Origin of the sequence: Streptomyces sp. NPDC005898 (genome assembly GCF_040629635.1) — a bacterium.
GTDB lineage: Bacteria > Actinomycetota > Actinomycetes > Streptomycetales > Streptomycetaceae > Streptomyces.
The window spans coordinates 128,523-141,658 of the sequence record NZ_JBEXWC010000003.1 but is presented as its reverse complement, the minus strand read 5'-3'; the positions used below and the strand labels follow the sequence as shown (position 1 = coordinate 141,658).

At 75.0% G+C, this 13,136-nt stretch carries 9 protein-coding genes and 1 pseudogene; 2 read left to right on the top strand and 8 right to left on the bottom strand.

Annotation, left to right across the window (positions count from 1 at the left end; genetic code table 11):
* Positions 1–20: 20 nt before the first annotated feature.
* From ABZ385_RS05895 to ABZ385_RS05885, 3 genes are all read right to left on the bottom strand, one after another.
* On the bottom strand, positions 21–902 hold the full coding sequence (locus ABZ385_RS05895; protein WP_358909891.1) for an SGNH/GDSL hydrolase family protein: 882 nt from the start codon (positions 900–902) through the stop codon (positions 21–23).
* A 300-nt stretch (positions 903–1,202) separates the two neighbouring features.
* Positions 1,203–2,045: a DUF1206 domain-containing protein gene (locus ABZ385_RS05890; protein WP_358584589.1), complete on the bottom strand. Its 843-nt coding sequence runs from the start codon at positions 2,043–2,045 to the stop codon at positions 1,203–1,205.
* Between the two features lie 77 nt (positions 2,046–2,122).
* Positions 2,123–2,575: an STAS domain-containing protein gene (locus ABZ385_RS05885; protein ID WP_358909889.1), complete on the bottom strand. Its 453-nt coding sequence runs from the start codon at positions 2,573–2,575 to the stop codon at positions 2,123–2,125.
* A gap of 310 nt (positions 2,576–2,885) precedes the next feature.
* Here ABZ385_RS05885 and ABZ385_RS05880 point away from each other — a divergent pair, with 310 nt between their 5' ends.
* Positions 2,886–4,037, top strand: coding sequence for a hypothetical protein (locus ABZ385_RS05880; protein WP_358909887.1), 1,152 nt, complete (start codon positions 2,886–2,888; stop codon positions 4,035–4,037).
* Positions 4,038–4,062: 25 nt separating this feature from the next.
* On the opposite strand, the gene ABZ385_RS05875 is transcribed toward ABZ385_RS05880, so the two are convergent.
* The 5 genes and pseudogenes from ABZ385_RS05875 to ABZ385_RS05855 form a co-directional block, all read right to left on the bottom strand.
* Positions 4,063–5,676, bottom strand: coding sequence for a sigma-70 family RNA polymerase sigma factor (locus tag ABZ385_RS05875; RefSeq protein ID WP_358909885.1), 1,614 nt, complete (start codon positions 5,674–5,676; stop codon positions 4,063–4,065).
* An 89-nt stretch (positions 5,677–5,765) separates the two neighbouring features.
* Entirely contained in the window at positions 5,766–8,540 is a 2,775-nt protein-coding gene (locus tag ABZ385_RS05870) for a LuxR C-terminal-related transcriptional regulator (RefSeq protein WP_358909884.1), read from the bottom strand.
* Between the two features lie 66 nt (positions 8,541–8,606).
* A complete protein-coding gene (locus tag ABZ385_RS05865) occupies positions 8,607–9,446 on the bottom strand; it encodes an alpha/beta hydrolase (protein WP_358589747.1) in 840 nt (279 codons plus the stop codon).
* Positions 9,447–9,671: 225 nt separating this feature from the next.
* A pseudogene (locus ABZ385_RS05860) lies at positions 9,672–10,871 on the bottom strand (alpha/beta hydrolase).
* Positions 10,872–11,264: 393 nt separating this feature from the next.
* Positions 11,265–11,849: a sigma-70 family RNA polymerase sigma factor gene (locus ABZ385_RS05855; protein ID WP_358909882.1), complete on the bottom strand. Its 585-nt coding sequence runs from the start codon at positions 11,847–11,849 to the stop codon at positions 11,265–11,267.
* A gap of 154 nt (positions 11,850–12,003) precedes the next feature.
* On the opposite strand from ABZ385_RS05855, the gene ABZ385_RS05850 reads away from it, so the two are divergent.
* Complete coding sequence (locus ABZ385_RS05850) at positions 12,004–13,065, top strand: cobalamin B12-binding domain-containing protein (RefSeq protein ID WP_358909880.1); 1,062 nt, start codon at positions 12,004–12,006, stop codon at positions 13,063–13,065.
* Positions 13,066–13,136: the final 71 nt, after the last annotated feature.

Here is a 13,136-nt window from a genome sequence, read left to right as displayed (position 1 = left end):
GGGGCGCGGTCCCTGGGCGGTCAGGACAGTTTCAGTGCTTTCGCCGCCTGCTGGGCCATCCCGGCCTCGCCGGCGGCGTTGGGGTGCACGGGGACGAAATTCGTGCCGAAGAGCACCGGTTCGATCCACCGCTCCTTCACCGGGCGGCAGGCGTCATGGGCGTCGGAGGCGGCGTCCATGTCGACGTACGTCGTGCCGGTCGCCGCGGCGGCGCGCCGGGCGGCGGCGTTCAAGTGGGCCTGCGTGTCGCGGAGGTAGGGCACATCGCCCTCGGCCAGGGGCATCTTGAGGAAACAGCCGGGGACGGCCTTGGCGGGAGTGATCCAGGGGTAGCCGAGGATCGCGACCCGCGCCTTCGGTGATCTGGCCTTGATCCGCTGGAGGGAGGCCTTGATGGCCGGGTACGTCGTGGACTCGATCCGGTCCTTGAAGGTGGTGCCGTACGTGTCCTTGCAGGGGCTGCCCTTTCCGCCGGAGAGGACCCCGGCGGTACCGCAGGCGAGGACGGCGTTGATGAACGTGTTCTGGTCGTTGCCGCCGATGGTGAGCGTCACCAGCTGTGTGTCGCTCTTCAGCGCGTCGAACTGCGGGGGCACGCCCGGGTGTTGGGAGGACGTGAAGTCCTTGGTCTGGGCTCCGCCGCAGGTCACGTCCGTCAGTTTCGCGCCGAGGGAGGCGGCCAGCAGGTGCGGGTAGTTCTTCGACGTACGGGCGCAGACGAGCGGCGCTCCCGGGTCGAGGGGCAGAACGCCCGAGCCCGCGCTGTAGCTGTCGCCGAGGGCGACATAGCGCAGTGGCTTCGGGGTCTCGGTGGCGGCCGGTCCCGCGCCGAGGCCGAGTACGGCGACCGCGCCGACGGCGGTGAGGGCGGCGACGGGGCGATGCTGAGCGGGCATCCGCATGGACGTTCTCCTCCGAGGGGGAGCGAGGCGGGGGTATCCAGGGCCCGGGCAACGTATTGCAGCATCCGCGGCGTCGACTACAGGCGGGGATGCGTGTCGGGGTGAGACGTGTTGGCATCGGGGTGACAAAAGACGACGACCGGCGTCCGCCCCGCGCTCAGGGCCCTCGTCGTGAGGTCTGGTTGCTGCGCGGTGCGAACGCCGGTCCGGCCTCGAAGGCCACGGAGTCACGAGGTGACGGGGCGAGCGGATGAGTCAGTGAGCGGGTGGGCGGGTGAGTGGGTGTGGGGGGGCGCCGGGTCAGAGCTTGCGCCAGCGCGCGTTCGCGAAGGAGAAGAGGCCGAAGGCGGCGAGCCCGAAGGCGATGATCGCGAGCAGCCACGGCCCGAAGCCGGTGTCGGCGAAGGAGCGCAGGGTGTTGTCCATGCCCTTGGCCTCGCCGGACTTGTGCCGCACACCGGCGGCGACGGCGAACCCACCGGCCACCGCGAAGACGACGCCCCTGGACACGCCGCCGAACACACCGAGGATGTCCACGGCCTGGCGCACCCGGTGCGACATCTCGGACAGACGCAGCCGCTTGTGGAACTTGCGCATCAGCGCGCGGCCGGCGATCCAGAGGCCCGCCACGAGCACGGCGGCGCCCGCCGCGGCGACGATCCACCGCCCGCCGGGCCAGTCGAAGGCCTTGGCCGTCACGTCCTTGGTCTGCTGGTCGCTCGAACCGCTGCCACTGCCCTCGTCGCCGGTCGCGTAGGCGAGGACGGAGTACGCGACGAAGATGTAGAAGAGGCACCGCGCGGCGGACATCGCCCGCTTGCTCGGCTTGTCGCCGTCCGGCCCGGCCTGCCCGAAGAAGGCCTCCGAGAGCCGCCACAGGGCCATTCCGGCCAGGGCGATGCCGAGCAGCCACAGCAGGATGTTGCCGAACGGCCGGTCCGCGAGCTCCGCCACGGCGCCACCGCGGTCCGCCTGCCGGCTCCCGCCGTCGGAGAAGGCGATCCGCAGGGCCAGCGTGCCGATGAGGAGGTAGATCACTCCGCGGCCGATGAATCCGGCGCGGGCGATCGAGGCGATGGCCGTCCCCTTGGCCGCCCGTCGGGCCCGGCCTTTTCCGTGTGCTGTCACCGAAGGCAGATGCATGGCTTCCCCATGCCCCGAGGGCCTCTCCTTATGCGATCCGAACAGTCATGATGTGCCCCCCGACCGGCGGGGGCACATCAGTGGTGGACGCTCCGCGCGCCCGGTCGCCTGTTGGTGTACGGGGCGCCGGCCGGGATCGTGAAGCTCCGGTCGAGGCGGGTGATGCGCAGCACGCGCCAGTTGCGGGCGCTGCCCGGCACGAGCCACAGCGTGCCCTGTGCCGAGGCCACCTGCTGCCGGATCCGTACCAGCAGCCGCAGGCCACCGGCGTCGAGGAACGTCACCTTCCGCAGGTCCGCGACGACCTGCTGACCGGCTCGGTCGAGCAGGGCCGTCACACGAGGGGTGAGCTCCTGGTCGGCCCAGGCGTCGAGTTCACCCCAGAACGCAAGGACATCCGTGCCGTTCACCATGCGATGGTTCAGGCCGAAGGTGAAGTCGGCGGTGCCCGTTTCCCAGTCCAGCAGTGTCCTGCCTCCTTCACTGAGAGTAATCAATAGAAGGGTGGTGCGGCTGATGCGAAGCGGCATCGGACGCCGCCGGATTCCAGGGCGGTACCGAAGTCCTATGCTCATCTTTCCCGCTCAGCGCCGTTCGTACCCTTGTCCGGCCGGTAGTTTGAACGGATCGAACGATGGATCACGGTTCAAGTGGTTTACTACTCAGTGTAGTTGCGGTCCGGGTGGCCGGCGCCCGGTCCCGACCCGCCGATGACGGCGGCGGCCCCCCTCGCCGTACGCCGGGGCCGCCCGGGCAATTCGAACGGATCACCGCCTGCTTGTCGTGCCCGGCGCAAGCAGCGGATACGGTGCTGACGTGGTGATCGATAGGGAGGGGCCGATGCCAGGTACTGCGCTGCTCATCGCGGCGGCCCCCGTCAGCAAGAGCCGGCTCGTCGACGCGGCCTCCGTACTTCCCGTACTCGCGGCGGTGTCGCCCGCGGCGCTCGCCGGGACCGACCCCGCGAGCGTGGTGGAACTGGCCGACCCGCTGGACCCGCAGTCGGTCCTGACGCGGCTGCGGGCCGCCGCCATGGCGCCGGGGCCGTTGACGATCTACCTGGTCGGGCAGGTCCATCTCGACCGGCGCCAGCGCCACCTGCACCTGGCGCTCGCCCGCACCACCCCGGCGACCATGCGCTACACCGGATTCCCCTGGCACTGGTTCACCCAGGAACTCCGGCTGCGCCCCGCGGGCAGCACCACCCTCGTCGTCGACCTGCACACCGACCCCGAGAGCTGGCAGGCCCTGCACGAGCACCCGCTCGACGCGGGAGCCGGCGTCGCGCTGTACGGCCGTATCGCCCCGCCCGCCAAGCGGCGCGCGCCGGCGGCCCCCGCCTACATGAAGGCGCTCGCCACCGTGCTGCGCAGCGGCCACCGGCCTCCGCTCCCGCACCTGCACGAGCAGGCGGTCGCCCAGTCCCTCGCCGAGGGCGCGCAGGACCTCGTGGTCGCCGGGGAGCCCCGCCTGGCCCCGCCCGCCGCCCACCAGCGGCTTATCGTGAGCCCCGCGCCGGAGCCGGCCGCCCCGGCGGGCGGGCCCGAGCCGGACGCCGGGCCCGCCGATCCGCACGCCGCGATCACCGCCGCCGTGGAAGCGGGCCGGCACGAGGAGGCGGCGGCCCTCGCCGCCTCCTGGGAGCAGACCGCGCTGCGCGCGCACGGACCGGGCTCGAACGAGGTCATCCATTGGATGGAAGTCCGTGCGGATCTCGCCCGGTTCGCCGGTGACGTGGCGCGCAGCTGCGAGATCTGGCTCGCCGTGGCCGAGGCCCGCCTCGCCGCCGGGCAGGCCCCCGACTCCCCGCAGGTGGAAGCCGCGGCGGACCGGGCCCACCACCTGTGGGACCGCGTGCGCGACGCCGAGACCGTCCGGGCCCTCGGTCCCGACCTGATCCGCCTGCGCCGCCGGGTGCCGGGCCGCCGGCCGGGCACCCTGCAGCTGGCGCAGCGCCGTCTCGAACAGTTCCACACGCAGCGCGTCGGCTGAGGGCGTCCGCCCGCCGGGCGGGAGTTCAGAGCGCGGTGCCGAACGCCTGCGTCCACCAAGGCCCGCCCGAGCCGTTGTGGACGCCCACGCCCAACTCCTTGAAGTCGCAGTTGAGGATGTTGGCGCGGTGCCCGGCGCTGTTCATCCAGGAGTCCATCACGGCGGCCGGCGTCCGCTGGCCGCGCGCGATGTTCTCGCCGTAGGTGCTCCAGCGGTAGCCGGCGGCCGTGATGCGGTCGCCCGGGCCCGTGCCGTCCGGGCTCGTGTGGTCGAAGTAGTCGCGCGCCGCCATGTCGGCGGAGTGTTTGGTGGCGGCCGCGGCGAGCCGGCCGTTGGAGCGGACGGGCCCGCACCCCGCCTTGGCGCGCTCGGCGTTGACCAGGGCGACGACCTGTGCGGCGGTGCCGCTCGGCGTGGCCGCCGGGGTGGGCTCGGGCGCCTTCGGCTTCGGCCGGGGCTTCGGCGCGCTCTTGACCGGGCTAGGCTCCCGCTTCGGCTCGGGCTTTTTCTTCGCCTTCGGCTTCTTCTTCGCCTTCGTCCTGCTCGGGGTGGGCTCGGCCGACGCGGAGGCGGAACGCTTGGGGGAGGGGGACGCGCTCCTGGAGGCCTCGGCCGCGGCGGGGGAGGCCGGTGCCGCGGCGGTGGCCGGGGCGGTCTCGTCCGTCTCCGGGCCGGTCAGCAGGTGGAGGGCGGCGCCCCCGGCGACGAGCGCGACGACCGCGGCCGCCACGCCCGCGGTACGGCGCCGGCGCCGGGCGCGCCCTCGGCGGGCCCGTGTCCGCGCGGGCACCGGCGCACCGGCGGCGGGGGCGGGGGCGGACGAGACCGAGCCGACGGTGCCGAGGTCGGGCTCAAGGACTCGCTGCGACAGGGCCGCACCGACGGGGACGAGGGCGAGCGCCACGAGCAGCCGCTCGGCGGGCACCAGGTCCGTCCAGTGGCCCGAACAGGCCACGCAGTCCCGCGCGTGGCGGGCCAGCCGCTTGCGCCACAGGGCCGAGGGCACACCGTCCCAGCCCGCGGTCAGCTGCCCGAGCGCCGCGCAGCGGGGCTCGGCGGCGAGGGCGCGGACCACCACCCGCGCCGTCTCCAGCTGCGCCTTCATCCGCTGCACCCGCACCGCCGCGTGCTGCGGGGACAGGTCGAGGGCCGCGGCGACCTCCGCCCGGGTCAGCTCGCCCGCCGACTCCAGCCACCACAGCGACAACAGCCCCCGGTCGTCCTCGTCCAGCCACCGCGTGGCCTCGGCGGTCTCCCTGCGCTGCCCGGACAGGCCGAGCCGCACGATGGTCAGGTCCACGAAGTCCGCGCCCGGGTCCACGACGTCGTAGCCGTCCACCGGGCCGCCACCGGCCGGTATCGCGCCCGTGGCGCGCTCACGCCAGTGCCCGCGTATCCGGTTCATGGTGATGGCCACCAGCCAGCTGCGGAAGTGGGACGGATCGCGCAGCCCGTCCAGGCCGCCGAGGACGCCGAGCATGGTCTCCTGCACCACGTCGTCGACGTCCGCGTGGCCGCCGAGGGCCCGCCCCACGATGTTGTAGACCAGCGGCAGGTACTCCGCCACGAGCGCGTCCTGCGCCTGCTGGTTGCCGTCCTGCGCTGCCCTGACCATCGCGACTTGGCGTTCGCTGCTCACGCTGTGACCACTTTCTGTGTGGGGACCTGTCTCCTCCGACACAAGGGAGACGCGCGGCCCGCGCCCGGATAACAGAAATCCGGCGGACCTCACGCCTCGTCGTGGGCGGTGAGCCGCTCGGACCTGGCCACGAGCCGGGACAGTTCGACGCGAGAGCGTACCCCGAGCAGCGCGAAGACGTTCCGCAGGTGGTGGTCGACGGTCCGCGGGCTCAGCGACAGGCGCCGCGCCACCTCACGGTTGGTGGCGCCCTCCGCGACGCAGTGGGCGATCCGCAGCTGCTGCGGGGTCAGCCGCGACAGGCCGCCCGGCGCCCCCGTGCTCCACGCCTCCCCGGTGGCGCGCAGCTCGGCGCGCGCCTGCTCGGCCCAGGCGCGGGCGCCGCACCGCTCGAAGGAGACGAGGGCGTCCCGCAGCCGCCCCCTGGCCTCGCCGGGACGGCGTCTGCGGCGCAGCCACTTGCCGTACAGGAGCTGCGTACGGGCGTTCTCGAAGTCGCCGCCGGCCTCCTCGTGGCGGGCGAGCGCGGCGGCGTACAGGGCGTCACCGTCCGCGGGGCCCGCGAGCAGGGCGTGGCAGCGGGCCAGCTGGGCGGGGGCCTGCGGGTCGGCGCCCTGGGCGGCCCACTCGGCGAACTCCGCGACGCGCTCGCGGGCCGCTCCCTCGTCCTCCCCGGCCAGGCAGGCCGCCTCCACGAAGCAGGGCACGGCGAGCATCCGCACGGCGAAGTGGCCCCGGCGCGGCCCCGGCCGCACCACCGGGCCGAGCCGGGCGGCGGCCTCAGGGGCGCGGCCGCGGCTCAGGTCGAGGCGGGCCAGCGCCCACTGGGCCAGGGTCGAGGCCTGCGCGAGGCCGTGCCGCCCGGCGGTCCGCGCCGCGGCTGCCGCGTGGGCGGCGACCGCCTCGTCCTCGCCCTCCACCGACGCCACCAGCGCGAGGATCGCGTGGTGCTGGGCGGCGATGTTGCGCTGCCCGGTACGGCCGGCGGTGCGCAGCCCCTCCTCGGCGTGGGCGCGGGCGCGCGCGTGCCGCCCGGCCCGCAACTCGGCGTAGGCGAGGTACTCCAGGGCCTGCGGTACGTGGATCTCCGTGCCCCGCGCCCGCGCGGCGGCCAGGGCCCGGGCGTTGACGCGGGAGGCCGCCGCGAAGTCCCCGACGAGGAGGGCGGCGACCCCGGCCCGCAGCAGCCGCGACGGCTCGTCCGCCCCCGCGCCGTGTGCCACGACGTCGCGCAGGCCGGGGCTCGCGGCACCGAGCCGCCCGCTCATGACGACGGACATGGCGGCGCGGTACTCCTCGGCCAGCGCGTCGGTGCCCCCGGCCGGCGCACCGGTGGCCCCGGCCGCACGGGGGGTGCCGAGAGCCGCGAGGTAGGCGTCGGCGTCCCCCATGTCCCAGGCCGCCGCCATGGCGCACAGCCGGGCCTCCCGGGCGCCGTCCGGGTCGTACGGGGCGAGGAGTTCCGCCGCGAGCAGGAGCGCCTCGCGGGCATCGGCGACGGGGCCGTCCCCGAGCGTGAGCCGGCCCCGGACCAGTGCGACCGCGCCCCGCACCTGGGCGTCGCTCGACTCGGCGCGGGCGGCGGTGAGCAGCTCCTCGGCCTGTGCGGGGCGGCCCGCGAGCCGGGCGTGGTGGGCGGCGGCGGCACGCCGCAGGGCACGCTCCCGTGACGCCCGGGTGAGATCCGCCGCCGCGGTCAGGGCCGCGGCGCGCAGCGCGTGGGACGGAGCGGTCCCGGGCGCGCGGGCCTCGACGGCCAGCGCCGTCGCGAGCCGGGCGTCGGGCCGCTCGGCCGCCAGGGCCCGGTGCAGTCGCTGGAGCAGCGCCGGTGTGCGCCCGTCGTCGAGGGCCGAGGCCAGCAGCCGGTGGGCGGCACGGCGCCGGGCGGCCGGGGCCCCGGTGTACAGGGCGCGGCGCAGATCCGGGGCGCCGAAGTGGACGCGGCCGGCGCTCAGGCGCACGATCCCCGCCGCTTCCGCCGCGCGCAGCGACGCGCCGTCCAGGCCGGCCGCCGCGCCGGCCCGCAGTACGAGGTCCAGGTCCGCGCCGGCCGGCTCGTCCCCGGGGTCGTGGACGGCGGCGGCGATGAGCAGCAACCGCGCCGTGTCCCGGGGGAGTTCGGCCGGATCGATGCCGCCGTACGGCGGGGACGGCGCCCCCTCGGCGACCCGTCGGGGCAGTGGCGCCCGCCCCGCCAGCTGAGGAGACGTGAGTCCGGCGAGGAGGGCGTGGACCAGGCCGGGGTTGCCGCCCGCCGCGCGGAGAACAGCCTCCCGTACGGCCGGGTCGGCGCCGCCCGGGGCGACGTCGTCGAAGAGCGCGGCCGCCTCGGACGGCGCGAGCGGGTCGAGGCGCAGGACGGGCAGCGCGGCCAGCTGGGGATCGTCCGCGCGGTGTGCCGCGACGGACAGGAGGAGAGCGACGGGGTGGGGCCCGCCGAGGCGGCGGGCGGCGAAGCCGAGGGCCGCGCGGGAAGCGGCGTCCCACAGATGGGCGTCGTCCACGCAGATCAGCAGCGGATGCCCGCCCGCGAGGTCGCGCACCACGCAGAGCAGGGCCCCGGGCCCCTCCGGCAGCGGGCGCAGCGGCGCTCCCGCACACCACAAGGAGTGGACGCCGCTGTACGGGATCAGGGACTCGGCGGGGACGGCGCGCGTGCTCAGCACCGTCCCCGTTCCCAGCGAGCGGAACCGGTGGGCGGCGTGGGCGAGCAGCGTGGTGCGGCCGAGCCCTGGTGCCGCGGCCAGCACCAGGGCTCCGCCCCGACCTTCGCGCACGCCGGTCAAGAGGGCGTCGACGGCGTGCAGTTGAGCGCTCCGGCCGTATATCCGGAGGGGACCCGTCGCAGTCGTCAGTCCGGCCACGACCGCCACGTTACTTCGGCGTAAAACTTCTTGGAAGCCTCCTCGAACCCTCAAGCGGAGGCGTTCTCAGGAGGTGTGCGGGCAGTTGCCCCGGTACTCCTCGATCGTCGTGCTGGGACGAGGCAGCGGGCAGAGGAACTGCTCGTAGCGCTGATCGTTGTCGATGAACCGCTTGAGCCACGAGACGCTGTACTTCGCGATCGTGGTGTTCGAGGTGTTGGGCGTGAAGTGGGTCGCGTTGTTCAGCTCCAGATACGCCTTGTCGAGCGAGGCGGGCAGCGTCTCGTAGAAGGGCTCCGAGTGGGTGGCGACGGGGGCGACCGTGTCGCCGTCCGCGCCGACGACCAGGGTGGGGGTGCGCAGTTCGGGCCAGGTCTTGTCGAGGTTCCACCCGGTCAGCGGGATCGCCGCCTGGAGACTGGGGCGGTCCTTGGCGGCCTCCAGAGTGCCGCCACCGCCCATGGAGTGGCCCATGACGCCGAGCCTGCCGCTGTCGACGCGGTCCCGCACGGAGCTGCGCTGCGTCAAGTAGTCCAGGGCCGACAGGAGTTGGCTGCCCCGGCTGGCGGGCTGGTCCAGGGTGGTGAGGGTGTCGATGGTGAAGACCACGAAGCCCTGCGAGGCGAGCCGCGGCCCCAGCCAGGAGATGGACGACTGGGTGGCCGTGTAGCCGGGCGAGACGGCGACGGCGCCGAACGTGCCGTCGGCGGTGGTCGTCGGGTAGTAGATCGTGCCGCCCCCGAAGCCCGTCACGCTCAGGGACGACACGCGGGTCTCGGACACGGCGTAGGGGCCGCGGGGAGCCTCGATGCTGGAGACGGTCGGCGCGGGACCGCGTTCGTACGGGTTCTCCGCGGCGCCGGCGCTGCCCGACTGCGCGGTGATCAGCCCGCCCACGGCGAGCAGGGCGGCGAGCCCCGCCCGCACCAGGCGCGGACGGAGCCGACGGGTCGGACGCGGAGGGGGCGGGGTGCCGAGGAATGCGTCGGTGAGCTGCTGCACGGCGGTCGTGTCCTTTCGGCGAGCGTTTGCTGGCAGCGGCAACTGTCCGGGCACACCCGCCCCGGGCACATCGGTGAAATCACCGGTCTTCGGCGCGGAGCCGAGCCGGACGGCCGCTCCTTCGGCCGGTCAGCGCTTGGGGAAGGCGACCTCGGGGTGCTGCGGTGCCGGGCCGTCGAGCAGTGGCCGCGGCGCTCCCCGCAGCCACTTCTCGAAGAAGGCGCCGGCATAGGCGCGGGTGATCCGCTGGGACCGCTCCCCGGAGAGCGGCACGTCGGGATCGACGATCCCGGCCTGCTCCGCCAGAACCGGCACGTCGGTGAACGTGAAGTGCCCGGCGCCCTTGACGGTGAGCCACCGCTTCCAGCCGTCGAGGCTCTGCCAGGTGCTGTCCCAGTTCTCCCCGTCGCCGCGCCCCGGCGTGTGCTCGGCCTCGGTGCCGAGCATCAGGAACGGGCGGCCGTCGATCCCGCCGGGGTCCGTGTGGAAGTGGCCGTCCATGTTCATGCCCGCCCGTACGCGGTCGTCGCGGGTCATGGTGGCGAGCGCGGCCGCGCCCCCGATGGAGTGCCCGCCGGCCCCGATCCGGCGGGGGTCGATCATTCGGGAGTGCCGCCACGCGGGGTCGCGGCCGGTGAGCCGGTCGATGACGAAGGACAGGTCCTTGGCCCGTCCCTCGGTGACGACCTTGCCCATCCCCGGTTTCTCGGCGGGGCCGCAGGCCTCGCAGGTGAGGATCCGCCCGCCGGGGAACGCCGTGCCGAGCGACTCGTACGCGTGGTCGACGGTGGCGACGACGAACCCCCGGGCGGCGAGGTCCTCGGCGAGGTGGGTGAGCGTGGACCGGGGCGCGCTGAAGCCGGGGGAGAGCACGACCAGCGGGAAGCGCCCCGGCGCGGGCCGTGCCCCGGAGCGGGCATGGGTGCGGGTGGCGCTGTACGCGGCGGGCGAGAGCTGCCCCTGCACGCCCTACCACTCCAGCAGGAGCCGGGCCTCCTCCTCGGAGGTGTACGCGGTCGGCCGCCCGCCGCCGTGCCGGCCCGGATAGTAGACGGACACCATCAGCTCCCGCGCGTCCGCCGACGGCACCCATGGATCCCGGCGGCTCTTGTCGACCAGATGCACGGTGTCCCGTCCCACCGCGTACGGCCCGGTGGGGCGCGGCAGCCGCAGGGGAGCCGACGCCGGTTCATCGGCCGTGACAGGTACGGAGCCGGCCGGCCGGGGCGCGGCGTGCGCGGTCGCACCGCTCACGGCGGGCACGGCGAGGGCGAGGACGAGAGCGGCGGCGAGGGCGCTGCGGCGCGCGGTGTTGCGGGCTGGGTTCATGTCGACTGACGCTAGTGCGCCGCCCGTTGCCGACACGTCGCCCCGTGGTCGGACCCGGGGCAGACCGTGGAGGTACGCGCGCGTCAGCTTCTGGTAGGACCACCGGCCGCGCCGTCGACCCGGGGCGTGACCAAGGGGGCCGCGTCGGGGCCGTGGGGACGCGCCCGCGCGTCACGGGGCGCCCCCACGGTCCTCGGCCGCCGTTCGGGGGCAACGGCGACGCCCCTCAGCGGCGCCGACCCCGCTGAGAGGCGTGGGGAGCGAGGTCCGGGCGCCCCCCGCCGACCCCGAGTCGGCGACGACCACGAAGGGCTGCCCCTTGCTTCCGCCGCCCGGGGGCGCGCGGATGCACCAGGCCGAGGATTTCTTCCGCTCGCTGCGGCCGAGGGCTTCTCATGCCTCGCGGGAGGCGTCCCCCAGCAGCGCGCGAAGCCGCTGCATGCCGCGTCGCGCGTGGCTCTTGACCGTGCCCAGCGGCCACCCGGTGCGCTCGGCGATCTGCGGCTGCGTGAGATCCTCGTAGAACGTCAGGCGCAGCACCGTCCGCTGCGGCGCCGGAAGCCGTGCCAACTCCCGTTCCACGAGCACCCGGTCGAGGACCTCGTCCGCCTCCGGGCGGCCTGCCGCGTGCAGCAGTCCCGCGTCCTCCACGAGGTCCGCCCTGCGCGTCCGCGCCGTCAGCGCGTCCGCGACCTTCCGCCGCGTGATGCCCGTCAACCACGCCATGGGGCTGCCCAGTTCGGGCCGGTACCCGGCGTGGCCGCGCCACGCGGCGAGGAAGACCTGCTGGGCGACGTCCTCCGCCTCGCGGCTGTCACCGAGCGCGCGCCATGCCAGCGCCCGCACCCGGGGCCCGCACCTGCGGTACACCGCGTCGTGGCACGCCTCGTCGCCGCGCGCCAGCCCCACCGCCAACGCCTCTTCCCGCCACGGCACTTCGCCGAAGGCCGCCGCGGGCTGTGACACCGCTGTGCTCATCGACGCCTCGTCCGCTCCTCGTAGTGATCGCCGACGCCTCGTTCCCGAAGCGAATCGGTCAGGCGGGCCGCGGTTTCGGCCGCGGCTGGGTCATCTTGGGAGCAGCCCCGGACACCCGGCAACCCGCATCGGTTGTGCGTCGTATCGTGAGCGCATGAGCCAGCCTCCGGGACCCAGGGGACGCACCGGCGCGGTGCGGGGCCGCCCGTCCGACGAGGCGAGGGGCGGCGGGACGGCCAGTGCGACGGAGGAAGCCGCCGTCACCACCGGTGCCCTGGCCAGGCGCCTTGGAGTGTCCCCCACGACCTTGCGCACCTGGGACCGCAGATACGGCCTCGGCCCCGCCCGGCGGGAGTCCGGCCGCCACCGCCGCTGGTCGGAGCGGGACATCGCGGTCGTCGAGGAAATGGGCCGCCTCACCGCACGGGGAGTGCCCCCGGCCGACGCCGCCCGCACAGCCCTCCGACTCACCCCCGCCTCCTGCGGCATGGGCCCAGATCCCACCCTCGTACCCCCGTCCCGCACTCCCGGGCCGACGCGCACCGGACCGCCCGACTCCCTCGCCCGCCGGCGCAAGGGCCTTGCCCGCGCCGCCGTCCGGCTCGACGCGCCCGCCGTCCAGGACCTGCTGACCGAGACGGTGGAGCGCCACGGCCTCATCACCGCCTGGCAGGAGGTGATGGCGCCGACACTGCACGCGGTGGGCCGCAAGTGGGAGGAGGCGGGCGACCGGTACGTGGAGGTCGAACACCTGCTGTCCTGGCACGTCTCCCGCACCCTGCACCACCGCGCCGCCACCGCCACCCCGAGCGCCTCGCCCCGCGCGACACCGCTCGTGCTGGCCTGCGTCCCCGGCGAGCAGCACTCGCTCCCGCTGGAGGCGCTCAGCGCGGCTCTGGGCGAACTGGGCGTCCCCCAGCGCATGTTCGGCGCGGCCGTGCCCGTCGAGGCGCTCTCGGCGGCGGTCCGCAGGACGGGCCCCGAGATCGTCGTCCTGTGGTCGCAGGCCCGCTCCACCGCGAGCGTGCCACTGGCCCAGCACCTCGCCGACACCCGCTGGGGCGTACGCGGCGCCCGCGGCCGGCCCGTCGTCATGCTCGGCGGCCCCGGCTGGGCGGGACCCGCGGTGCGCGGCGCGCTGCGGCCCACCTCCCTCCAGGAGGCGCTGGCCCAGATCGGCACGGTGCGCAGCCGGCCGAGCGGCGGGCCGGATTGACCCGCGCGACCCGCCGACACCCATGCATATGCGTACGGTTTCGCGACTTTTGAGCATCGCCGAGAGGACGG